This is a genomic window from Alishewanella sp. BS5-314 (assembly GCF_025377695.1).
In the GTDB taxonomy this organism is placed as follows: domain Bacteria; phylum Pseudomonadota; class Gammaproteobacteria; order Enterobacterales; family Alteromonadaceae; genus Alishewanella; species Alishewanella aestuarii.
Map to the genome: position 1 here is coordinate 1376470 of NZ_JACEHJ010000002.1, position 23948 is coordinate 1400417.

Annotated in this window: 20 protein-coding genes; 8 read left to right on the forward strand and 12 right to left on the reverse strand. The window is 52.8% G+C overall.

What is annotated here, in order from left to right:
- Positions 1 to 83: 83 nt before the first annotated feature.
- Positions 84 to 1268, forward strand: a complete 1185-nt coding sequence (gene pelA, locus H1D31_RS10825; RefSeq protein WP_261258489.1) for a pectate lyase — start codon at positions 84 to 86, stop codon at positions 1266 to 1268.
- On the opposite strand, the gene H1D31_RS10830 is transcribed toward pelA, so the two are convergent.
- From H1D31_RS10830 to H1D31_RS10850, 5 genes are all read right to left on the reverse strand, one after another.
- Positions 1249 to 2589 (reverse strand): esterase/lipase family protein, encoded by a 1341-nt coding sequence (locus H1D31_RS10830; RefSeq protein ID WP_065955187.1) that lies wholly within the window; start codon positions 2587 to 2589, stop codon positions 1249 to 1251. The genes pelA and H1D31_RS10830 overlap by 20 nt on opposite strands.
- A gap of 105 nt (positions 2590 to 2694) precedes the next feature.
- Positions 2695 to 3291, reverse strand: a complete 597-nt coding sequence (locus tag H1D31_RS10835; RefSeq protein WP_261258491.1) for a putative adenosine monophosphate-protein transferase Fic — start codon at positions 3289 to 3291, stop codon at positions 2695 to 2697.
- Positions 3284 to 3445, reverse strand: a complete 162-nt coding sequence (locus tag H1D31_RS10840; RefSeq protein ID WP_008607816.1) for a YhfG family protein — start codon at positions 3443 to 3445, stop codon at positions 3284 to 3286. Before H1D31_RS10840 ends, H1D31_RS10835 begins: the two co-directional genes overlap by 8 nt.
- 64 nt (positions 3446 to 3509) lie before the next feature.
- A complete protein-coding gene (locus H1D31_RS10845; RefSeq protein WP_065955185.1) occupies positions 3510 to 4019 on the reverse strand; it encodes a GNAT family N-acetyltransferase in 510 nt (169 codons plus the stop codon).
- A gap of 26 nt (positions 4020 to 4045) precedes the next feature.
- Positions 4046 to 4987, reverse strand: coding sequence for a M14 family metallocarboxypeptidase (locus tag H1D31_RS10850; RefSeq protein ID WP_065955184.1), 942 nt, complete (start codon positions 4985 to 4987; stop codon positions 4046 to 4048).
- A 218-nt stretch (positions 4988 to 5205) separates the two neighbouring features.
- On the opposite strand from H1D31_RS10850, the gene H1D31_RS10855 reads away from it, so the two are divergent.
- Positions 5206 to 5901 carry a helix-turn-helix domain-containing protein gene (locus H1D31_RS10855; RefSeq protein ID WP_261258492.1) on the forward strand — a complete coding sequence of 232 codons (696 nt, stop codon included), beginning with the start codon at positions 5206 to 5208 and terminating at the stop codon, positions 5899 to 5901.
- A gap of 34 nt (positions 5902 to 5935) precedes the next feature.
- On the opposite strand, the gene H1D31_RS10860 is transcribed toward H1D31_RS10855, so the two are convergent.
- Complete coding sequence (locus H1D31_RS10860) at positions 5936 to 6529, reverse strand: ACP phosphodiesterase (RefSeq protein WP_261258493.1); 594 nt, start codon at positions 6527 to 6529, stop codon at positions 5936 to 5938.
- A gap of 331 nt (positions 6530 to 6860) precedes the next feature.
- Here H1D31_RS10860 and H1D31_RS10865 point away from each other — a divergent pair, with 331 nt between their 5' ends.
- From H1D31_RS10865 to H1D31_RS10880, 4 genes are all read left to right on the forward strand, one after another.
- A complete protein-coding gene (locus H1D31_RS10865; protein WP_261258494.1) occupies positions 6861 to 9296 on the forward strand; it encodes a TonB-dependent receptor in 2436 nt (811 codons plus the stop codon).
- A 215-nt stretch (positions 9297 to 9511) separates the two neighbouring features.
- Positions 9512 to 10537: a LacI family DNA-binding transcriptional regulator gene (locus H1D31_RS10870; RefSeq protein WP_065955179.1), complete on the forward strand. Its 1026-nt coding sequence runs from the start codon at positions 9512 to 9514 to the stop codon at positions 10535 to 10537.
- Positions 10538 to 10776: 239 nt separating this feature from the next.
- Positions 10777 to 12003, forward strand: a complete 1227-nt coding sequence (locus tag H1D31_RS10875; protein ID WP_065955178.1) for an MFS transporter — start codon at positions 10777 to 10779, stop codon at positions 12001 to 12003.
- Positions 12004 to 12152: 149 nt separating this feature from the next.
- Positions 12153 to 12755: a hypothetical protein gene (locus tag H1D31_RS10880; RefSeq protein WP_261258497.1), complete on the forward strand. Its 603-nt coding sequence runs from the start codon at positions 12153 to 12155 to the stop codon at positions 12753 to 12755.
- A gap of 36 nt (positions 12756 to 12791) precedes the next feature.
- Here the strand turns inward: H1D31_RS10880 and H1D31_RS10885 are convergent, their stop codons facing one another.
- Positions 12792 to 14717 (reverse strand): amylosucrase, encoded by a 1926-nt coding sequence (locus H1D31_RS10885; protein WP_261258498.1) that lies wholly within the window; start codon positions 14715 to 14717, stop codon positions 12792 to 12794.
- 169 nt (positions 14718 to 14886) lie between these two features.
- Here H1D31_RS10885 and H1D31_RS10890 point away from each other — a divergent pair, with 169 nt between their 5' ends.
- On the forward strand, positions 14887 to 15834 hold the full coding sequence (locus H1D31_RS10890; protein WP_261258500.1) for a carbohydrate kinase family protein: 948 nt from the start codon (positions 14887 to 14889) through the stop codon (positions 15832 to 15834).
- Between the two features lie 88 nt (positions 15835 to 15922).
- Here the strand turns inward: H1D31_RS10890 and H1D31_RS10895 are convergent, their stop codons facing one another.
- Entirely contained in the window at positions 15923 to 18049 is a 2127-nt protein-coding gene (locus tag H1D31_RS10895; RefSeq protein WP_261258502.1) for a hypothetical protein, read from the reverse strand.
- Positions 18050 to 18267: 218 nt separating this feature from the next.
- On the opposite strand from H1D31_RS10895, the gene nagB reads away from it, so the two are divergent.
- Entirely contained in the window at positions 18268 to 19062 is a 795-nt protein-coding gene (nagB, locus tag H1D31_RS10900) for a glucosamine-6-phosphate deaminase (RefSeq protein ID WP_261258504.1), read from the forward strand.
- 94 nt (positions 19063 to 19156) lie between these two features.
- Here nagB and H1D31_RS10905 read toward each other — a convergent pair whose 3' ends face one another.
- The 4 genes from H1D31_RS10905 to nagK all read right to left on the reverse strand — a co-directional run bounded on the left by H1D31_RS10905 (position 19157) and on the right by nagK (position 23772).
- Positions 19157 to 20257 carry an acyltransferase family protein gene (locus tag H1D31_RS10905; RefSeq protein WP_261258505.1) on the reverse strand — a complete coding sequence of 367 codons (1101 nt, stop codon included), beginning with the start codon at positions 20255 to 20257 and terminating at the stop codon, positions 19157 to 19159.
- Entirely contained in the window at positions 20257 to 21582 is a 1326-nt protein-coding gene (locus H1D31_RS10910) for a sugar MFS transporter (protein ID WP_261258507.1), read from the reverse strand. Before H1D31_RS10910 ends, H1D31_RS10905 begins: the two co-directional genes overlap by 1 nt.
- A 145-nt stretch (positions 21583 to 21727) precedes the next feature.
- Positions 21728 to 22846: an N-acetylglucosamine-6-phosphate deacetylase gene (nagA, locus tag H1D31_RS10915; RefSeq protein WP_261258509.1), complete on the reverse strand. Its 1119-nt coding sequence runs from the start codon at positions 22844 to 22846 to the stop codon at positions 21728 to 21730.
- Positions 22843 to 23772: an N-acetylglucosamine kinase gene (gene nagK / locus H1D31_RS10920; RefSeq protein WP_261258510.1), complete on the reverse strand. Its 930-nt coding sequence runs from the start codon at positions 23770 to 23772 to the stop codon at positions 22843 to 22845. Before nagK ends, nagA begins: the two co-directional genes overlap by 4 nt.
- Between the last annotated feature and the right edge of the window lie 176 nt (positions 23773 to 23948).

The window sequence follows — 23948 nt, forward strand, 5'->3', positions numbered from 1 at the left end:
GCACAAAAACCCCAGACCTGACTTTGCCTGCGAGGCCAGCGCAGGTTAGCGTAGCTTTTTTACTAATCAATTTGGTACTGAAAATGCTCTCATTATTGCGGCCTTTGTTACTGAGCGGCGCCCTGCTCTGCGGCGAACTGCATGCCGGCAGCAGCCCGTCAGAGCCGCTGCTTTCAACCAGCTGGGAGCTATATTACGCGCGTTCTGCAAGGCTGCTGCAGCAAGATGAGGCGACACTACAGGCTGAACTGCAGGCTTTGCGCCAAAGCGACTTTAGCTTACCCACGCCAACCCGGCGCTTTGGCTTTGAGCCTGACTTACCGGCGGCGTTTTATCAAAGCGCGGCCGGACGCGAATTATTGCAGGCCATACTCAGCCTGCAAACGCCAAGCGGTGGCTGGTCGAAACGAACCGATATGCGTATTGCCCGACAAAGTGGTCAGCACTGGGGCGTGGAGCCAAACTATGTGCCTACCTTTGACAACAGCGCCACCACGACGCAATTAAGGGTGCTGGCCCGGGCATATAACGCAACGGCTGAGCCGCTTTACCGGCAAGCCTTTACCCGCGGTATAACCTTGCTGTTGCAGGCGCAGTACCCCAATGGTGGCTGGCCACAGAGCTTTCCGCTGCGCGGAGGTTATCATGATCATATTACGCTTAACGATGAGGTGACTGAGGAGGTACTGAGCTTATTGTATGCCGTAAGTACGGCTGAAACTGAGTTTGCCTTCGTCGATGCCAGCTTGCAACAACAAGCCGGACAAGCTTTTAGCCGTGGCCTTAAGCTGTTACTGCAGTTGCAACAGCGGGACGAGGCAGGGTTGAGCCTGTGGGCGGCACAGTATCATCACCGTACCTTGCAACCGACCTGGGCCAGAGCCTACGAAATGCCGGCGCTGGCGGTAATGGAAAGTGCCAGCCTGCTGGATTTTTTGCTCAGCTTGCCCAAGCCATCCGTTGAACTGCAGCAGAGTATCCATGCTGCAGCCGGCTGGTTAGCGCGCCATGCTATCACTGATCAACACTGGCATCCGCAACTGCGGGTGCTGCAAGCCAAAGCCGGCGCCGGGCCGCTGTGGCCACGCTTTGCAGAGCTTAATACCAACAGACCGATCTTTGGCGATCGTGATGGCGAACTGTATTATGACGTGCATCAGGTCTCATTCGAACGCCGGCAAGGTTATGCCTGGTATACCGAGCGCCCGGCGCCAACGCTTGAGCGTTATCAACGCTGGCGTGCTGCCTTTAATGACGCTGCAAAGTAAAAACCGACTCTGCGACCTGGCGCGTTAATTCCACATCCAACAGCAGTGTTTGATGCGGTGCAAAAATCTGCGCCAGTTCCTCAACCGCCAAGCGCAGCCCTGCAGCTGCGCTGGCTGGCACCGCGCTAAAGCCTGCGGGTTGCCGCGGTGGCTTAAACAGCGGCTGGGCATGGAAACTTAAAAACAACTGCTGAAAGTTCGGGCTTTGTTTAAGCTCGTTTAATGCCGCCACATCAAAATAAAACGCCCGGTTTTGTGGCTGCTGGCTATGCGGATGCACGTGCCGTAAAAACTGCTGATACAGCCTTTGTTCAAAGCGACTATCGGCATTGGCCGTGCGATACATTTCTAAAAAGTAATCAGTGACCGGATCGCCATGCTGATCCTGGAGCTTACAAAGCACCTGGCTGCGCAAATCCGCGTGCCAGTTGGCAGGCGGGTTTTGGCTATCCAACTGCTGCTGATAGGCAAAATGACCTGTGCTGCCAACCTGAAAATCGGCATCCTCGACTTGCAGTGCCTGGCGAATCAGCTTTAAGGTCAGCGGGTTATGCGGGGCTTTTTTACCATTACCGATAATACTGCCATGATGCTCATCTGGCAGCACCGAAAAGGCGATTTCACCCTGACTTTTTCGCAGCTGCAAACTGCCAGGCTTAACGTTTTGCTGCTCATCCAGTGCCACTTTCAGATAACGGCAATTCAGGTTTGCCCCGGCAATCCGCACCGTACCATCTGAACCGGCTTCGTTGGCGATAGCGCTGATCCCGCTGTAACCGCGGTTACCAATAAAAATGGTGCTGAGCATTCTGCCCGCACCATACCAGGACTCAGCGGCAAAGAGATCGGCTTTAGCCAGTTCCCGGCTATAGTCGGCCGCCAGCTCCAGCCCATATAACAAATTGGCGCCGGTTTGAAAGCCCGGTTGCTTCCAGCCTTTAACGGCCCGACCATAGAAGCTGCGGCCTTTATGCGCCAGCGGCGAACCAAAGTTGGCCGGCGCCAGTTGCAGAAAACGTTTAACCGGATTGGTGGCCGCAGCATAATAACGGGTAAACCAGTGCCGGCTAACCAGGGCACCGGTGCTGTGGACGATCAGATCAACACTTTGCGGCGAAGTGGGCAGCTGCATACCCAGCCAGGCTTGTTGCATCGCCGCGGCCAGATCGCCATAACTGATCTCATCCTGTAATGACAACCAGTCAGCCAGATACAGATGTTGTACCGCAGCACCAAACTCGGTTTGCAGAAAGTGGGCTAAGTCACGAAACGAGCGGCTGTTATCACTCCAGCCGTGCAGGATAACAATGGGATTACGCATGGCGGTTCCTCTGCCAGTTGCTGCTTTAAGCAGCAATCAGTATAGCTGCCGCTGTCGCAATAGGGCAAAGTTGTGGTCACCGCTAAGTGTAGAAAGCGGAATAACTTAAATATCGATAGGTTTTGTCGCTAACCTAAACAGCCGGAATAATGGCATTAGGTCCCCCTGATAACCTGCAATGTTTGCTAGCAACCAGTCTTCCTGCGAAATATGGTGCCAACTTAATTCATAACCCGCCTGCAATGCTAAAACCTCACAAAACAATCTTAGGCTTCTGCCATTACCCTCTCGAAACGGATGAAGCACATTAACTTCACAGAAAAAGTCCGCAAGATTATTAATAAATACTGGGAGCGGCATCTCTCGGAAGTAATTATTTCTCGGCAGTACTTCAAAACACTTTTCCGCTGACTTTGAAATAAATCGAACATTACAAAAATGCGTCGATTGTTTTGCAATATCGACAGTTCTGATTTGTCCGGCCCAACGGTATAAGTCTTGAAATAGATGATAATGGATATGGCAAAGATAATCGAAGCTCAGATTATCGAAGTCTGGGATAAAGGTGCTCAACCGGTACGAGGTGAACTCAACTTCCGCTGCTGTAAGTTCTTCTTCAGACTTTAAATCCAGCAGATTGATCAATAAAGAAGAGTTTGGGTAACAGTAGGGATCTTGTCCAACACCATACTTATCAGTCATGTAACTCTTGTAATTGCTTGAGTCTAGCTAAAATTTTGGGGTTCAAGCTAGCTTTGTCTTTGGTAGGTTTTAACCCCTCAAGACGCAGGCTCTCAGCAAAATTGCTAACCTTTATTGCTTCAAAGCGCTTTTGTAACTGCTGCTTGCTGACCATATTTAGCCCCTTGATTAAACTATTGGTAATTCTAGCGCTTAATCGGTTTTGCAACAAGTTACTGTCAAGCACCATCTTTGAACATATACCGCGCCTGTTCCCCGGCATAACTCTGTAGTGCCGCCTCAGCATCAGGGCAGAGTGTATCTTGTACGAGAAAACCCTGTCGCTGCCAGTAGCTTACCGAGCCCTGTACTGCTACCAGCGCTAACCGGGTCAATCCCTGCTCTCTGGCAAAGTATTCGGCCTGCTGTAGCAAACTGCTGGCCAGGCCTAAACCCCTGGCCTTAGCGCTCACCGCCATATCGTGTAAATACAATAGCTCCGGCTTGCTGGCAACCTGAAACGGACTGCCCAGTGGCACTACCTTGCCAGCTAAAGAGGGGTAGCAAAACAAATAAGCTAACAGCTCACCGGCTGGGTTTTCTGCCAGCCAGCAACTGTCCGGCGCTGCGGCCAGACGCTTTACCAGTAATTCTGGTGGCTCATACAGATTATCGCTATAACAGCTATCCTGCAGCGCCACCACCGCCGCCAGATCGGCAGCGCTGATTAAGCGGATCTGAATACTCATGTTGCTTACTATGCCGACTGTTCCGACTATGCCGACTTCGCTGACAGCTGCGTCCGAACAAAGTTTAAGCCACCCACTACCGCCGCTACCTGCGCCAGAATACACTGCTCGGGCGTGGCACTGGGGCTGTCCGGATAAACTTCGGTGGTGGTAACAAAGCGCGCAGCGGTCATGCCGCCACAAAGCCCCAGGGATTTTTTCGGGTAATTGACGACGCCAAACTGCGCCAGCGGCTCGCCAATCAACCAGCCTTGCTCATCAGCAGGGGCGATATGCGTCACTTTTACCACTTCATCAATCATGGCTTTTTGAAAATCCGGCTGTGGATTTTCACTATCACCAACCAGATAAAAGCCATCCGGAATATTCCAGTTAGTATTTACCGTGCCATCGCGTGCTGCTTTGGCCGGACGAAATTCACTGTTATCTGAATCCGTGGTTTCATGCAGATCAATATGCACCAAAGGCGTGGTCCCCAACGCCAGCAGATAATCGCGCAACAAACCGGCTTCGGCGGCCGGGCTATTGGCAATAAAGGAACGGTTTGGATCGACCGCCAATGGGTTCCAGCGATTGATCGTTTCATAGCCCCAGGGGCTGATACAGGGTGCAATCAACAGGTTAAAGTCGGCAACATAGGCCGCAGCATGGGTTTTGGCAAAGCGCAGCGCACCATGCACTCCACTGGTTTCATAACCGTGCACACCGCCGGTGACCAGCGCCAGCGGTTTATCGGCCTGCCAGTTGCGGCTTTTTAATAAAAACAGCGGATAGCGGCTAAAGCCCTGCGCCTGATAATCCAGCTCACCGTATTGGATCACCTCAAACTGCGACTCCAGGGCACTAAGCTGACTTAACACATCGCTCTGATAGCTGCGCTTGATGCGTTGCTCGGCGAGCCATTGTTGTTTTTCTGCCTCGCCCCAGGGTTGTCCCTGAGTGCCGATATGATAGATAAAGGGTTGCATAGTGCCTCGCTATAATGCTTGTTCGAGCCGGAAATAGTGGCAGCCTAACGGCTTTGGTTATTTTGTAAAGCCCTGTGCCGTCAGTTGCCGAAAAAAAGCGCTATGGCGGGGTTTTGGCGCCTTATTAGCGCTAACTTGACCGCCAAAACAGACCCTTTTCGCTTGCAGCCTGGTCATGGTAACCCCTAAGCTAGCCGAAAAGAACAAGGAGATGATAGATGGATATTAGTGCAGAAAAGCTCAAGCAGTTAAGACTGGATCGTGGCTTAAGCCAGGATCTGTTAGCCAAGCAAAGTGGTCTCAGTTTAAGAACAATTCAACGTTTGGAACAGGCAGGTGGTGGCTCGCCCGAGTCTTTACTAGCGCTCTCTGCAGCCTTGAATATCTCGCCACAGGCACTACGTACCAAAGAACTTCCCCCTGCAAGTGCTTGGTCATTTCAGCATCAGGGCGTAAAAATCAGCGCACTACTTTTATTGGTGGCACTGTTGCTGTTTCTTGTAAGTCTGGCCAGCAGTGGGCAATTCAGTATCTATCTGGATTTGGTATCATTAGTATTTTTAATACTATTTGTGCCAACGGTCACCCTGCTTGCCGCAGGCAAGCAAAATCTAAAATTGAGTGTCAGGCACTTAGGTGCATTGTTTACCGAGCCAAGCGGTAACCAGGCTGAGCGAACCAGACTGCTGGCAGTTTACCGACTACAATATCAACTTTGTTATAGCGGCGCTTTGGTTATTACCCTGCTCGGCTTAATAAGCCTGCTTCACTTTAGTGCAGAGTTTGACCAGAGCTTACTTCAATCTGGCATCAGTGTATTAAGTCTGCCTTGGTTATATGCAGCCGTTGTCTCGGAAATTCTATTAAGGCCCATAATCTTTAAAATACAGCTCAGCCTAAAAGATGAATCTTAACGCTACCAACCTTAACTGCATCGGGACATTTTGGTTAAGCCTCCTTAGCCTCGAGCGCAAGTTCGGCGACATGCGCCTGCAGTTCAGGATAAAAGCTCAGAAAAGCCTGCTCCAGCCTGGGATAATGGCGTTCAATATCCTGTCCGGCACCGCTAAAACGGTTAGCAAAGCGAATGCGCTGTGCGATACGGTCCAGCGCCATTGCTACACCATCTAACTGCTGATAGGCCGCCAACCAGTCTTGCTGGCGTACCTTACGCATTACCACCGCCATCGCTTCCGGCATCAGAGGCTCCGCTGTCGCCAATTGCAGGTAGAGCTCTGACTTGGCTTGCAGATAAGGCGTGGCGTAAAACTGCTGCCAATGCTGGATCAAGAAATGATCGAACAGCACATCTAATGCCACCGGCGCAAAACGACGGCGCTCAGTACTAAAACAGGCACGCGCTTCGCGTACCAGTGGATGACTATCGGTAAAACGATCCACCGCCCGATGATTGGCTAAACCGGCCTGAATTGGCTGCGCCAGCGTATCAATGGCAACGCCTTTGCAGAAGTCACCTAATAAATTGCCCACTAAAGATTGCGGCTGTGGCTGCGCCAGCGCCGCATGCGCCAGATAATTCACTCGTTACTCCAATACCAGGGCTTGTTGTAGTTTACCCTGACAGTCCTAACTGGTGATAAAAAAATTATTGTGTAGTTATTAAACAGTCTTGACGCCCACAAAAATTAGGGGTAAAACGTTTAAGACAATTTTAACTGATAAAGTTTTACCCAAATAATAACAGTTGTACCTGAACCAGCCAGCAGCTTTGGCGTGTCATCGAGCTGTTATCACGCTGCACTGGTCGGTCGCCCTACTGAAAATGCCTGCTGGCATTTTTTTAACGGCAATAAACTTAAACGTTTCAGCTTATAAAAAACAATATCTCAGATCGACAAGGGAGACACCCAAGATGCAACAGCAACCTGCGTTATCCAGCCTGGCGCTGGCCATTACTCTCGCTTTAACTTCTCACCAACTTACTGCGCAGGAAACTGCGCCTGAACCAACGGCTGCAGAGCAAACTGACACGGCCGCTGAAGCTGCCCCCAGTGGCCTCGGCTTTGAACGTATTCTGGTAACGGGTGCGGTATCCCGCAATCAAACCGTAATGCAATCCAGCGTCTCGGTCAGTACCCTGACGTTTGAAGATATCGACGCGTCAGCGCCCCGCTCTACTGCTGAAGTGTTTCGCATGCTGCCTGGTGTGCGCAGTGAAGCCAGTGGTGGCGAGGGTAATGCCAATATCGCAGTGCGCGGCTTGCCGGTGGCTGCAGGTGGCGCAAAATTTCTAACCCTGCAGGAAGATGGTCTGCCTGTGCTCCAGTTTGGTGATATTGCCTTTGGTAACGCTGATATTTTTGTCCGCGCTGACGCGACTCTGGCGCGACTGGAAGTGATCCGCGGGGGTTCCGCCAGCACCCTCGCCAGCAACTCACCGGGTGGCGTGATTAACTTTATCAGTAAAACCGGGCAGGATCAGGGCGGAAGCGTGGCGCTGACCTCCGGCTTAAATTACGATCAGTTCCGTACCGATTTTGAATATGGCGGTGATATCAACAACGATATGCGCTTTCATATTGGCGGTTTTGTCCGCCAGGGTGAAGGGGTGCGGGATCCGGGTTATCAGGGCGAGCGTGGCTATCAGCTAAAAGCCAACCTGACCAAAGACTTTGACAGCGGTTATGTGCGGCTTTATGCCAAGCACCTGAATGACCGGGTAACCAGCTATATGCCAATGCCGATGTTGGCCGATGGCAGTTCGCTTCCCGGCTACAACGCCAAAAAAGATACGCTGCAATCGGCTTATTTAACCCAGACCGTGCGGCTAAACGGCGACAACCAGATCTCACGCGGCGATGTTCGCGATGGTATGAACCCACAGGTTAATAGCTTTGGTATCGAAGCGCAGTTTGACCTCGATGATAACTGGACCTTGGATAACCGCTTTCGGATCAGTGAAGTCAGTGGCAACTTTATTACGCTGTTTCCGGCCGAAGTCGACAGCGCCCAGTCGATTGCCAATAGCATTGCTGGTAGTGGCGCTACCGTACGCTATGCGGTAGGTCCGCAAGCTGGCAACTTGTACGGCAACGGCAATGCGATGCGTATTCATACCTTTGATGTCGAACTGCATGACTTTGGCTCCATCGTTAACGATCTGAAATTGTCACGCCGTTTTGGCGAGGTCGATGTCAGCTTTGGCTACTACCTCGCTGATCAGAGCATCAGCATGTCCTGGCTGTGGAATTCCTATCTGATGGCGTTAAAAGGTGATAATGCTGAGCTGCTAAATGTGTTTGCCGCTAACGGCACCGCCTTCTCCGAGCAGGGCCAGCTGGCCTATGGCGTGCCGTTCTGGGGCAACTGCTGTCAGCGCAATTATGATACTGACTACAGCATTAAGGCACCTTACGCTTCAGCCAGTTGGGCCTTTGGCGACTGGTCGCTGGAAGCCAGTGTACGCCGCGATATTGGCAGTGCCAGCGGTAGCTATGCCGGCGCGGTACAAAGTAGCCGTGATATGAACGGCGACGGGGTGATCAGTATTATCGAGCAGAGTGTTTCCGGTATTGATCTGGCCAATCCGCAACTGGTGAACTACGGTTGGGCTTACAACTCGTACTCAGTCGGCGCCAACTATCAGTTTAATAACGATTGGGCCATGTTTGGCCGCGTCAGTAAAGGTGGCCGTGCTAATGCCGACCGTCTGTTGTTCGGCAAGGTTAACGCCGATGGCTCAGTAGCCCGCGAAGATGCGATTGACCAGGTGAAACAATATGAACTGGGTAGCAAAAGCCGCCATGGCAACCTGAATCTATTTGCGACGCTGTTTTTCGCCGAAACGGATGAGCAGAACTTTGAAGCCACTACCCAGCGCTTCTTTGACCGCGTTTATCAGGCCAAGGGTATTGAGCTGGAAAGTAGCTACCGCATCGGCGATCTGGACCTGCGCGGCTCCATTACCTGGACCGATGCCGAGATCAGCAAAGATGCGCTGAATCCTGAGTTAGTCGGCAATACGCCACGGCGTCAGGCCGATGTAATTTATAACCTGTTAGCCCGTTATACTCTGGATCAGGCGCAATTTGGTGTCAGTTTAATTGGCACCAGTGCCGCCTATGCCCAGGATAATAACGACTTGAAATTCGGTGCCTATACCCAGGTCAATGCCTTTGCCAGTTACGAGCTGGCCAAGGATCTGACCGTGTCACTGAATATCAATAACCTGTTCGATAAGGTCGGTTTAACGGAAGCCGAGCAAGGCAGTGTGCCGGCCAATGGCATTATTACCGCCCGTACCATCAATGGTCGTACTGCCTCTGTTGGCTTACGCTATCAGTTCTAAGCGACCGCTGCTTTATACTTTAAGGCGACTGCGGTCGCCTTTTTTTATACCTGCGAGATTTAAGCCCGGTACCGGAACCTGTGCTCCGCCTCCACTCCGGAAAGCTAGATCCTAAAACCAAAGCACAATTTATCTTAACGTTTAAGATAAACTGAGTTAGAGTGGTTCTATCTGTCAGCTCTGTCTGCTAACACGCATTAAACCCGGAAAACCTGATGCCAAAAGTTACCCTTAAAGCGCTGGCCAAACACCTTGGGGTGTCGGTGGCGACTGTATCTAACGCCTTTAACCGCCCGGATCAGCTCTCGGCAGAGCTGCGTAAACATATTCTGCAGGAAAGTGAAAAGCTCGGCTTTAGCGGCCCGAATGCCACGGCCCGCAGCCTGCGTACCGGCCGCTCCGATATGATTGCCATTCTGCTGTCGGATACGCTGGAATATTCGGTCAGCGATCCGGTTGCGAATCAGTTGATTAAAGGCATCGCCGAGGTGCTGCAGGACGCCGGCAAGGATATGTTGCTGTTATCCGGTGCCAAAGCGGTACACAGCACCGCCGAAGCCCTGCCCGATGGCTTTATTATTTACGGCAGCCCAAAAAATCCGGAGCAACTGGAGCGGGTAAAGCAAAGCGGAAAACCGCTACTCTGTGTCGACTGTAACCTCAGTGGTATCGGCTCAGTTAATATCGACAACTATCAATATGCCTATGATATTGCTGAGTATGCGCTGCAAAAACAGCCTGGCAAGGTCGCAGTACTAGGGCTTAGGTTGATAGATTCCGATCGGGTCTGCCGGCTACAACAACACGAGCTATACGATGCGAATGAGGCGATTTCCCGCCGCCGGCTGGAAGGCTATCTGGCAGCCGCCACGCAGCAGCAACGCGAATTAAACGCGGAGCAAATCTGGCATATTCCAATCAATAACCATCATTACGCGCAAATCGCCGCCCGTGAGGCTCTGACGCAACATCCCCGCCCAACGCTGCTGCTTTGTATGAGCGATCGGATTGCGCTTGGTGCCATCAGTGTCGCCCGGCAACTAGGTCTTAACATCCCGCAAGATCTGCGGATTGTCGGCTTTGATGGCATTGAAGAGGCCGAGCGTAGCTATCCGGCACTGACGACCGTCGCCCAGCACAGCGATGAAAAAGGCCGTATTGCCGCCAGAATGCTGCTGGCTGGTAATACCGCTGAAAATGTGCTCTTACCTTGTGAGCTACGACTGCGCGACAGCTGTTAAAAAAAACGTCGTATTTTTCGCCAGAAAGCGGGTTCTTAGCTTGCAACTTAAACGTTTAAGGTGTAATTTTAAGCCGTAACAACGATTACAGCAGGGTTAGCGTAAATGGTCAGTATCTGCCGATAAGCAGTATCCTGAGCCACTGACGCTCACCTGCGCACAAGGCCAGCTGCGCATAGCGCAGACTGCCAAATTAATAAAACGCTGCACTTACGACAGCGCCAAGACAGGGTTAGACTATGCAACAGCTCAGCAGCGCAGCGGCAACCGCCGTGCCGACGCACACCTATACCCAGGTTAAATGGATGACCTGCCTGATGTTCTTCGTCTTCGCCATGACCACGGATGCCGTGGGGGTGATTATTCCCGAAGTGGTTAAGCAGTTTGACCTTAGCCTGACGCAAGCGGCCGCCTTTCATTATGTGCCGATGATTTTTATCGGCTTATCCGGTCTATTCCTGGGCCAACTGGCTGATCAGCTTGGCCGGAAGAAGATTATTCTGTTTGGCTTACTGATCTACACCCTGGCCTGCTTTGCCTTTGCGCTGGGGCAAAGTTTTTACTTTTATAATTTATTATTGGGGCTGTGCGGCCTGAGTATCGGTTTATTTAAAACCGGCGCCCTGGCACTGATTGGCGATATCAGCCCGAATTCTGCCAGCCATACCCGGCTGATGAACCGGGTTGAGGGTTTCTTTGGCCTGGGCGCCATAGTTGGCCCGGCCCTGGTTGCGATCCTGCTGATGTTTGATATGGCCTGGGAGCAGCTGTATTTTGTGGCCGGCTTTATTTGTGCGGTGTTACTGCTGATTGCCTACCGCATGGACTATCCGGTTTATTCACCACAGCCCAAGGCGTCGATCTGGCAAACTCTGGCTCTGGTGAAAAATCCTTATGCGCTTGGCTTCTCGCTGGCCATTGCCTGCTATGTCGCGACTGAGGTGGCGGTCTTTGTCTGGTTGCCTACCCTGTTACAGCAATATGATGGTCAATGGACCTTGCTGGCAGCACATGCCATTACAGTATTCTTTATTTTGCGGACTATCGGCCGCTTTCTGGCGGAATGGTTACTGACCCGCTTTAGCTGGACCATTCTGCTGGCGTGGTTTAGCAGTGTTATCGCGCTGTGTTTTGTCCTTAGTATGTGGCATGGCGTAGCCTGGGCGCTGTGGTTGATGCCATTATCCGGCCTGTTTATGTCGATGATGTACCCTACGCTGAATTCTAAAGGCATCAGCTGTTTCCCACGCAAACAACATGGCGCAGCGGCAGGCCTGATCCTGGCCTTTACCGCTCTGGCGGCCGCGCTGGGGCCACTATTGATGGGTATAGTCGGCGACTGGTTTGGCGATGTGCGCTACGGCTTTTATCTGGCTACCGGCTTTGCGCTACTGCTGGCAGTCGCTATGTGGTGGAATCATCTGTTTAATCCGGCTGAGGCTCAATTACAGGCGATGTCCGACTAGGGCGTAATAACCGCTATTGTTGATTTTCTCTCGTGCTGTTGCCCCGCTTGATCGGGGCTTTTTTATTGCTAAAGTCAGCACCAAAGTTGCAAGGCTCCCGGCCTTGCAGTAAGGTAGCGCCGCGCTATTACTCTGATCAGGTAGATATGATGTCCAGACCCTTTGCTACTGTTCTGCTACTTGCCAGCCTGTTTGTTACAGGTTGCGATCAATTGAAAACCCTGACCGAAGCCGAGCAGATCGCGCGCAGCATTCAGCAGGAAGTTAAACGTAACGAACGGGGCCTGGATGCGTTGATCGCAGCCGCAGATAACACCACCTATGATGGTTTCGCCTGGCGGCGCGGCGAACGCATTCAGATCCGCCAGCGCCTGACAGAGGGGGAACAACAGGGCGAGCTGCAGTTAGTGGCCGAGGCCGAAGCGCCGGAGATTATTGCCACTGCGGTGGCCAATAACCTGCCCAGCTTTAGTATAGTACGCTATCAGCAAGGCTGGCTGGTGGTGTTTAATACCTATCTGACCGAACATTGTCAGGCGGTTTACGCCTATGCCTACCGCGGCCAGCTACCCGAGGTGCCGCCTTGCAGTGAAGAGCGCTTTGCTGAAACGGCCAATGGCCAGTGCCAAAGTCCGATCACGGCCAATTGGCAGCTATTTAAAGAATGGTTTTTTGCCGAGTCGCTGGTGGCAGAAGGTAACCCCAAATGCATCAGCAAAGCCGAACAAGGCTGGCAAGCACCGCGCCCTTAAGCGCGGTGTAAGAAAAGAATAAGCCTTGTGCCCAACTTACAGTGCCGTTAACCACAGTACCTGATAAGGCTGCAGCTCAAGCCGGGCGCCCTGATATAGGTTACCACTTAACTCATCCCGCCACTGGCTGCTGGCTGACATCGCCAGCGTCTGACTGTGTTCGCTAAAATTGACCACACACAGCAAACTTTGCTGATCCTGATAACGACGATAGCTAAACAGATGCGGATTGGCACTGGCCAGGATTTCGGTTTTGCCCTGCCCCAGTAGCGGCAAGCGCCGCCTTACGCCCAGCAGCTGCTGCAGTTGCTGGTAAATTTTACCAGACAGTTTAGTACTGTCGGTGGCGCTTTCAAGCTGCTGCTCGTTAACCGCCACCCGGTTCACCCAGCGGCTGTCGTCTTTTTTCGCTGCATCCTGCTGATAGCTGTAATCATTTAACAGGCCCAGCTCATCGCCCATATACAGCAGCGGCAAACCGCCGATACTCAGGATCACGCTATTAAGCAGGTAAATACGGGCCAACGCATGTTGTAAATGCACCGTATTACCGGTTTTCAGAGCCTGCTCAACGCCGGTTAATGACGCCAGCATGCCAGCGACGCGGCAATCGCCGGTTTGCGGATTTTGCTGAAACGGCACCCCGCTGGCAAAGCTGCCGGCAAATTGCCCGGTATAGAACTGATTTAAAAACTGCCGGTGATGCTCTGGGTTAATCCCCAGCTGCCAGGCGACATTATCGTCAAAGGTCCAGCCGATATCATCATGGCAACGAATATAGTTAACCCAGCTACAATGCGGGTCAATGGCAAAGCGCCGCTGTAATGACTCGGTCAGCAAGCGGGTTTTACGGGTCGCCAGACTATTCCAGAGCAGGGCCATCAGCAGTGGGTTGTATGATAGCTGACACTCCTCGGGGGCGATATATTTTACCACCTCATCCGGATGCACTATGGCTTCTGATTTAAACTGTAGCGCCGGTGCCGCTATCCGTGCCACCTGATTAAAGGCGCGGATCAAGGTGTGTGCCAACGGCAGATTTTCGCAGTTAGTGCCGGCCTCTTTCCAGACAAAGGCTAACGCATCCAGGCGCAATACGGCAGCCCCCTGATTGGCCAGAAACAACATTTCTTCCGCCATCGCATTAAATACCGCCGGATTCGCGTAATTCAGATCCCACTGGAAACTGTTAAACGTGGTCCAGACCCAGCGCCCGGAATTGGCTTCCCGCGTAAAACAACCGCGGCGGATTTCCGGAAAAATTTCCCGTAAATAAGGCGCATAGCGATCGCGTTCGGCTTCATCAAAAAAGAAATAATAATCCTGATACTCAGAGTCGCCCGCTTTGGCTTTTTGCGCCCAGCGGTGCTCATCTGAGGTATGGTTAAACACAAAATCCAGCACCGGCCTGATGCCATGCTGATGCAGCGACTGCATCAGATCTGCCAGCTCAGTCATAGTGCCCAGCTTAGGCATGGTGGCGCGGTAATCTGATACCGCATAGCCGCCATCGCTATTTGGCTCGGGCGCTTTAAACAGCGGCATCAGATGCAGATAATTAATCCCGGTTTGCTGTAAATACGGAATACGCTGCTTTAACCCCTGAAAATCGCCGGCAAACAGATCGACATAACAGGCCGAGCCAAGCGCCTGCTCCGATTGATGCCAATCTTGCGGCGCAGCATCTTCGGCCAGCAGATAATCCGGCCGCTGCGCTATCGCTTTGGCCAGAATTTTTAGTAGTTGCTCCAAATGATAATAGGCGTCAAAGCGTGCGCCATAAAGCGGCAGATATAGTGCCAGCAAAGCCGGTAACTGCTGTCGTAAGCGCGCTGCCAGCAGCGGCCAGCGCCCCTTCGCCAGCGTTTTTAGCGACGAACTATAACGTTTAAGTAAAATATCAGAAAAATGCGCTAACTGTGCAGGATCAACGGTCATGAAGCGGGTCAGATACTGTGGCATAAGCAAGGGTCCAAACCAAAGTTTTATTCGCTATCTTTGCTTTATTTTTGCTGCATTGCAAGCCTTCGCTAAAAATTTAAGCAATTTTAGCCAGCGTACAATTTACAATAGCTGGCGAATAGGCTAGCTTAAGCTTAAACATTTAAGTTAAATCTTTGCAGGTACCCTAATGTCGCTACCAGTCTATTGTTTTGGCGAAGTGTTAATTGACTTCTTACAGGATCCACAACAAGCCGGTGTTTTTCGCCGCTTCGCCGGCGGCGCACCGGCAAATGTCGCCGTAGCCGTAGCGAAACTGGGTGGCGATGGCCGCTTTGTCGGCATGCTGGGGGCCGATATGTTCGGGGATTTTCTGCAAGCCGAGCTTGAACATTATGGCGTTAATGTCAGCGCCTGTGCGCGCACGGCAGAGGCAAAAACCGCATTGGCCTTTGTTGCGCTAAATGCCGACGGCGATCGCAGCTTTTCATTCTACCGGCCACCGGCAGCAGATTTGTTGTATCGACTCAGCCATTTGCCGGCGGATTTCTGGCAGCAGCAGGCTATTTTGCATTTATGCTCGAATAGCCTGACCGATAGCGCCATTGCCGATACCAGTTTTGCACTGATAGCCGAGGCCAAACGCCACGGCTGGTTAATTTCTATCGACGCCAATTTGCGGCATAACCTCTGGCCAACCGGGCAAGCCAACCGCGAGCTGGTGCAACAGCTGCTACAACAGGCCGATATTATTAAACTCAGTGACGATGAACTGCGTTATCTGGCCGGGGCTGGCGATGAGCAAAGCTGGTTAAGCGCGTTAAATGCGCACAAGCAGCGCTGGATCGTGGTTACCGCCGGTAGCGCCGCCGTGCAGAGTTATAGCAAGTTTAATCTGAGCATCCCGGTGCCGCCGGTAAAAGTGGTCGATACTACTGCCGCCGGCGACGCCTTTGTCGGTGCCTGGTTATATCAGCTTAGCCAAAGTCTTATCTATCAAGACTGGCAAAGTCTATTGGCCGATCAGGTGTTACAGAACCTGATATTACAAAAAGCCATTAAAGCCGGCTCCCTTACCTGTCAGCATTTTGGTGCCTTTACTGCCCTGCCTACCCGCTTTGAATGGGATGCCAGCTAGCCTTCGCTAGTCAGCCGTACCGGTCAAAACACCAACAAAAAAAGGGCTGTTAATGACAGCCCTTTTTCACTGCTATCAGCTAATGCGGTTAGCTCAAACCGTGCTGATAGCCGTACCAAGCGGCGATAATACAAACAATCAGTATTATCAGATATTGGCCCCAGGGCCGTTTTTTCTCGGCAAAGGGATCCTTGAGTGAACGTTTAGCGCCCTTCGGCAAATGCGCCAGTCCGGTCAAGGAAGCTCCAAAAGGCACGTTAATTTTCGCCCGGGCATTTACCGCCCAGCCATTAGCATCCAATAAGGGGCCGATATTGCGCCGGCGTAGTGTCAGATAGGCCAGTAGCATCGACGGTGTTGAGATCAGCAGCATTACCCCGAGTAGTACCAGCGGGACTTGCCACCAGCTAAGCGAAAACAAGCCCGCCACTATCGCGGCCAATGCAGTACCTAGGGCGCCTAACGCCAGACCAAAGGCGGCAAAAATACCGGCGAATTTGGCAATATCAAAGCTGCTTGGCGCCGTTGCCGGTGCCGCAGCCGCATCAGCCACGCCACTGGTAGTTTGGGTTTCGATATCCTTATCGCGGGAAGCGGCAAATTTCTGGATCTGACCTTCGATAAAGGCAGCAACCCGCTTATAGGGCGACCAGAATGCCTGGCGGATACTAACCGGTTGCGCCACCACTTTAGTCACTGTTGCTCGCCAGTCACGGCCCTTGCGGTCATAGAAGATGCCGTTACGCCCGGCAACCATCAGCTCATCGACATCGCCACCGGTTAGCGCCGCGACGATATTAATCGGCGCTTCGCCCTGACGCATACAGCTACAATATACCAGGTAGCAACCACTAAAGGGGGCCATAGTGGCGTGCCGGCCTTGATCGGCAACCTGCATCACCAGCTCACAGCTGCGCTGATCCAGATACAGGGTACCAGCCTGGAAAATGGCTTTGTGTTCGCCCTGATAAAAATCACTGAGGCTGACAAAGTTACGTAGCAAGGTCACCAGATCCCGCTGATAACGTAGCAATTTTTCCAGTGCTAACAGATTATCGGCAAAGGTACTGGCCGCCAGATCGTCCTGAATTAAGGCCTCCAGCCGTGCTTTAGTATCACTGGCAAGGAGTTGCTGCAAATACGCCAGTTCTAAGGCATGTAATGCCGTAGCGGGCTTAGCAGCCTGCCAGCTGCGCCAGGCGGCCAGTTTGCTTGAAACCTGCTGCCAGTCGGCGGCGGTTAATACCTCATAGTCTGCCCCCAATAACGGCGTCAGTACTTTCTCTTTTAAACTGGCGATAGCGCCAGCCCAGGCTGGGTTAATACCCAGCATCAGATCCAGTGGCCGCTCAGCGACAATCACGGATAACGGCAGAGCGGCAATATCCTGATCCGCACCGGCCACGACCCGGTTCGCCAACACCTCATAGACTGCCGGAGCAGGATTAAGGCTATCGGTCGCCCTGTTATCAAAGGCAGCCAGCTGACAGCGGACAAAGTAATCATCGACTTTGGCTTGTACCGCTTCAAAGGCAGCAACAGCATCGGCAGTAGAATCGGCTAGCGGGCACAACTGGTTTTGCTCGGCAGCAAAGGCAGCATGCCAGCTAACAACGGCTTCGGCCTGGCTAAAAAACGCGTTTAACGTATCCTGCGTTACACCTAAACCGCCACTGCGATCGGCTACCCCACCCTGGGTCTCAACAATCTGCAGCAGTACCTGCTTTAAGGTCTCATCGCTTGTTAGCTCCGGCATAATCACGCCGTCGCCGTTAAAATGATCAGCAGAGAACAAGCGGGTACTATCCAGAACATCGGCTACCTGCAGGCTCTGCCCCGCCGTTTTCTCGCTGTAGCGCAGTACCAGTTCGGCGGCATGCTTAATGCCGGCACCTTCGGCGTCCTGATCGGCAATAGCCGCCAGCGGCAAACCAGGTTCAGCAAACATCACGCTGGCATCCGTCAGGCGCTGACAACTCCAACGCACTGCCGACAGGATCTCCGGCACCCGGATTTGCCCGTCGCCATCGCCGTCCATTAACGCCAGCGTACGGTCGTCAAATTCCAGGCCCGTAGTCGGGCAATTTAAGACAGTCCAGAGTTTCGGGTCGAGCTCATGCAGATGCTGTAAATCGGCTGCGCTGTCAATTGCAACCTGGTCAAAACCGCCGGAGCGGAAGAAACGCCATTGATGGGAAGAAGTGGAAGCAGTCAAGGTTTCTCTCCGTGAATTAGAATACTTAGGCTTAGCATAATGCAGTCAGGCTAAGCTTGCCATCTTCGCGCGCACAAACTGCAAAAAAGCTGTTGCGACGCGCAATATTCTGATTCGACGCCTTAATTCCCGCAATCATCACAGCGTCAATGACAGCGTTGTCATTTATGTCAGGATCTGCTAGATTAAACTGAACCTAGCCAGAGCCGGAGTAACAGATGCAAATAGTGATTCAAGCCGATGCCGCCGCCGTTGCTGAACATGGCGCAGCGGTTTTTATCCGTCAGTTACAGCAGCAACCGGCTTCGGTGTTGGGACTGGCTACCGGCTCGACACCGGTGGCCTTGTATCAGCGGCTGATCCGCGCCTATCAGCAAGGCGAGATTTCTTTTCGGCAGGTGAAAACCTTTAATCTGGATGAATATCTGGGGTTATCTGGCAGCCATCCGCAAAGTTACCGCTACTTTATGCAACAGCAACTGTTTAAGCATATCGATATTCCCGCCACTGCCACGGCGGTGCCCGATGGCATGGCGGCCGATCCTATCGCCGCCTGCGAGCACTATGAACAGCAAATTGCCGCCGCCGGTGGCATCGATTTGCAGCTACTGGGGTTGGGGCGTAATGGCCATATCGGCTTTAATGAACCGTCGTCGGGCCTGCGCTCGCGCACCCGCATCAAAACGCTGACCCAGGATACCATCAAAGATAACGCGCGCTTTTTTCAACCCGGCGAATACCAACCTCATTTATCCCTGACCATGGGTATCGGGACTATTCTGGATGCCCGCAAGGTGATCTTACTGGCTACAGGAAAAGCCAAGGCTCAGGCCGTTAAAGCGATGATCGAGGGGCCGCTTAGTGCCAGCTGCCCGGCATCGGCGTTGCAATTACACCAACAGGCGCTGGTGGTATTAGATGAAGAAGCAGCCAGTGAGCTGAGTCAATTGGAATTTTACCGCCATATTGAGCGGGAAAACGCCAGCTTACTGGCACGATTAGGGCGCAGTTAAGCCCGCTTAATCGGCTTGAGACGACAAAGCGCACTAGGCCAGCGCCCTGGTGCTTGTTTTGCGCTCTTGGGTCTACCTATCTGCGGTCTGTATCTCAGAGTTTAATAAAAATCCGCCGCTGTTTTAGCCACAGCGCCAAGACCGCAAACAGCGCGACATGCAGCAGCGCAAACACTAAGGACGCTGCCTGCGCAGATAAGCCAAGCTGCAGCAGGTTAAACCCCCAGTCGTACAGACTAATCCGCCCCTCAGCTGTGGTCGCGGGCAACCAGATTAATTTGGCGGCACTCACCGCCCATATCCAGGACAGCACATAAATAAACAGCGGGTTAGCGCCAAAGGCCAGCAAGGGCTGCAGTAAGGTGTGACGCCAGCGACTTAATGGCTCAGCCAGGCTGTAAGTTAACAGACGTAGTAACAACAAGCACAGCCCGGTGCTAAATAGCACATAACTGCCGGTCCATAGCGGTTTATTTAACGGCCAGACGAACTGCCACAGTCCACCCAGCACCATAAAAAGCCCGGCCATGCGCCATAAATAGCGTCCTTGTACTATGGCAGGCAGTTGCTTAAGACGCCGCGTAAAGAGATAGCCAAATAATACCGAGCTACAGGCGCTCAGGCTGCTTAAGAGCCCTTCAGGATCAAAGGGTTCACCAAAGCCGGCATATAAATGCTCTGGCCCGAACAACCATAGATCAAGGCGCTGTACCGCATTAGCAGTCAGCAAATCAGGATCGGCAGAAAAGCCCCACAGCAACAACCAATAGCCCGGCAATAACAGGAACGCGACTAACCACAGGCTACGCTGTGACAGATGCTGTACTAACAAGGCAACCACACAATAGCAAAGCGCAATACGTTGCAATACGCCGGGAAGGCGCAATTCGGCGAGCGAGCGGTCAAAGGGAAAGGCATGTAGCATTAAGCCAATAACCAATAGCAGTAAGGTGCGGCGGGCAATCTTGTGATAAGCGTCCAGTCTGCTGGCCGGCTGCTGCCCCAAGGCCAGCGCCGAACCAACAGCAAATAAGAACAGTGGAAACACCCAGTCCGCCAGCGTAAAGCCATGCCAGGGAGCATGCAGCAGTAGCGGATAAACATGCTGCCACGAGCCGGGCGTATTGACCAGAATCATCAACGCCACAGCCAACCCGCGCAGCGCATCCAGCGCGGGCAATCGTACCGCCGGCATCACTGGCGCCGCCAGGCCGTCAGTTTATGGCCTTTAAAGGCGTAGAACAGGATAAAAGCATAACACGGCAACAGGATCCAGTAAGCGCCCTGACTATTGCCCGAACTTTCCGCCAGATAGCCATATAACAGCGGTAGTACCGCCCCGCCGGCAATACCCATAATCAGCATTGCCGAGCCAGTTGCCGTCAGCCGGCCCAGGCCTTGTAACGCCAATGGCCAGACAGCCGGCCATACCAGCGCATTTGCTAATCCCAATAAGGCGACGAAGAGTACCGTATCCGGCACCAGGGGTACGCCAGCCCAGCCAAACAGCAGTGCAGACAAGGTATTACTGTCACGCGATGCCAACAGCACCCCCAGACTAAATACGATGCCAAAGATAGCCGATAACTGTAACGCCAGGGTTTGCGACAGCAACCTTGGGATCAGGGCCACACCAAGAATATAACCTAGCACCATAAAACTCATGGTATAAGAGGTCAGAATGCCAAAATGACTGACGCCAAGCTGACTGCCATACAACCCGATGGTATCGCCAGCAATTACCTCAACGCCAACGTAACAGAACAGCGCCACCACACCCAGCACCAATTGCGGATAAGCCAGTGCGGCTTTAACCTGACCTTTGGCGCCTTTTTCACCTGCTTGTTGCGGTAACTCCGGTAAGGGCGCAAACCAGATAAAGACGGCTAACACCAGCAAGGCGGCAGTCATATACAAATAAGGTAATACCAGGCGTGCCGAGAGCTCAGCTAACTGCACTTGCCGCTCGGCTTCACTCAGTGCCGCCAGCGCCTCGGCGGAAAACTGGGCGATATCACTCAGTACCAAGGCGGCAAATACCAGTGGCACAATAATACCAGCCGCCTTATTCACCAGCCCCATAATACTGATCCGCATCGCGGCGCTTTCATGCGGGCCAATACAAACGATATAGGGGTTGGTCGCCGTTTGCAGGATAGTCAAACCGGAGCCCAGTAAAAATAGGGCAGCCAGAAATAGCGGATACCAGGCGCTCTGTGCCGCCGGAATAAACAGCAAAGCGCCGACCGCCATAATCAACAAGCCTGCCACCATGCCTTTTTTGTAACCGAGAATATTCAATAAAAACGACATCGGTAATGCCATTACCGTGTAGGCAATATAGAAAGCGAAGGTGACCAGCAGTGCCTGAAACTCATTCAGTTCGCAGACAATTTGCAAGAACGGGATCAGGGCCCCGTTTAACCAGGTCACGAAACCAAAGATAAAAAACAAGGTTCCGATAATCAGCATTGGCCCGAGTGTCGAGGGCCGGCTTTGTTGCGTTAGCACCTTTTCCATACTGTTTCCTGTCGTTTATTGTTGTTATATCGAGCCCTGTTTTATCGAGCCTTGCCGTATTAAGTATGCATTTAATGTATCTTGTTTAATCAACTGTAGTGCCGTAATAACGGCAGCAACTGGTATAGCCTGCAGCCAGTGTTTCTTAAGGCAGGCCGGCAATACCGCCCTGCCAGCACTGCGTAACCTGGTACTGCTGATCCAGCAACACCATATCAGCCTGATAGCCCGCTTGCAGGCGTCCGGATTTGTCCTCAATCCCCAGCGCCTCGGCCGGATAAAGTGCCGCCATCCGGCAGGCCTCCCCCAGCTCCACGGCAAGTTCGCTAACGGCATAACGCACCGCAGCGGCCATATCCAGCACTGAGCCAGCCAGGGCTCCGGCCTCATCGGTTAACTTATTACCCTGCCGGGTCACCTTGCCATTAAAAAACGCAAATTCCGTCTCAGCTGTACCAACCGGCGACATCGCATCGGTAACCAGTAGCACCTTGCCGCGCGGCTTTGCCAATAGCGCCAGCTTTGCCGCCAGCGGATGCAGATGCAAACCATCCAGGATCAGGCCACACCAGCTGTCGGCGTCAGTTAGTGCCACCCCAACCATTCCCGGCTCACGTGAGGTCAGTGGTGACATAGCGTTATAAAGATGAGTAAAGCCCGAGGCACCGGCAGCCAGCGCGGCCTGGACAATATCTGCAGTGGCATTGGAGTGACCAAGCCATACCCTTACCCCGGCCGCACTGAGTTCCGTGATTTGCGCCGGCGACACATTTTCCGGCGCTACCGTTAACAAGCGGATCCCCAAATCTTCACGCAGATAAAGCGCCATTTCCGCTGCCGATAATTCCCGGATATGTGCCGTTGGATGCACGCCGCGCTTCGGTACTGACAAATGCGGCCCTTCAAAATGCACGCCGAGGATGCCCGGCATTTTGGCCGCGATAGCCTGAGCAATCACCGCGGCGCTTTGCTGCATCACGGTCAGCTCATCAGTAATCAGCGTCGGCAACATAGCGGTGGTACCAAACTGGCGATGAGCTTGTAACATCGTCTGCAGGGTATCGAGCGTGGGAGCCGTATTAAACAGCGCACCGCCACCGCCGTTAACCTGCAAATCAATAAAGCCCGGTACCAGGCTGCCAGCGACGACCGCGCCTTTGGCCGGTTGAATACTGTGGATCACGCCATCGGCCCATTCCAGCTGCACATTATCGAACCATTGCTTACCATCGAACAGGCGTGCTACGGCGATTGACTCTTTCATACGGATCCCTTCACCTTTATGTCGCCAGAGAACTTGGCATTCTCACAGCTTTTGGCATACCAGATAGCCCCCAGCTCCGGCGTTTGACTGGCGTCGACCAGTAACGCCTGCACGGCAGGGGCGAGATAAGGCCTGAGCTTATCGCAAAGCCCGCCGATCAGCGAGATCGCCGGTGGTTTTAAGGTCATTAAACGCGCGGCGATGGCATTAATATGAGCCGCGCCGGCGACAATAATTTGCTGTGCCAGCTCATCCTGTTGTTCTGCTGCCTGAAATACCAGGGGCGCCAGCCGGGCATAGTCGGTCGCTGACGCCGACATAAAGTGCAGCGCCAACGCCAGCGTGTCCTGCAAGCCAGTTTGCTGTTGCAGCAATTCTGTCATCAGGGTGGCTGCAGTCAGACCATCCTTACTGCGTAATACGGTTTGCAGCAATTGCAAACCAAACCAGGCGCCACTGCCATTATCACCATGCGGAAAACCATGGCCGCCGACTTCCAGCACCTGCTCTGCGACGGCGGCCAGGCCACAGGAGCCAGTGCCGCAAATAATTACCGCGCCATCCTGCCCCTGATGCGCGCCAAAGCAGGCGGCATGCAAATCGCTGGTTAGATACAGCGCCGCAAACGGATGCTGCCATTTTTGAAACAACTGATAGTAATAAGGCACGTTAACACCGGCCAGACCAGCTCCAACATGCAGCCGGCTAAAATCATCACAGCTCAGGCCTGCCATCTCCAGTGCCTGATAGCTGGCATTCAGAATAGACTGGGTGGCGACATCCATGCCGCGCAACGGATTTGCCGGCCCGGCCAGGCCTTCGCCCAGTATCTTAAGGTTGGCGTCAGTTAATACCACCCGGCATTTACTGCCACCGCCATCGATACCTAAATACAGGCGTTGCCCGCCCGGCACAGTCTGATTCATCCGCCCTGCTCTCCCCTGTGTTGCTGTTTGCTGTCTGCACAACTTTTAGCCGGATTATAACTTGACATTAGGACCCGACTTTGCCAAATTGACAGCGTTGTCATTTTCAGCATAACGCAATTGTAATAAATAACAAGAGCCATGTTTAAAACAAACGGCATTTTTTTAAACCGGTC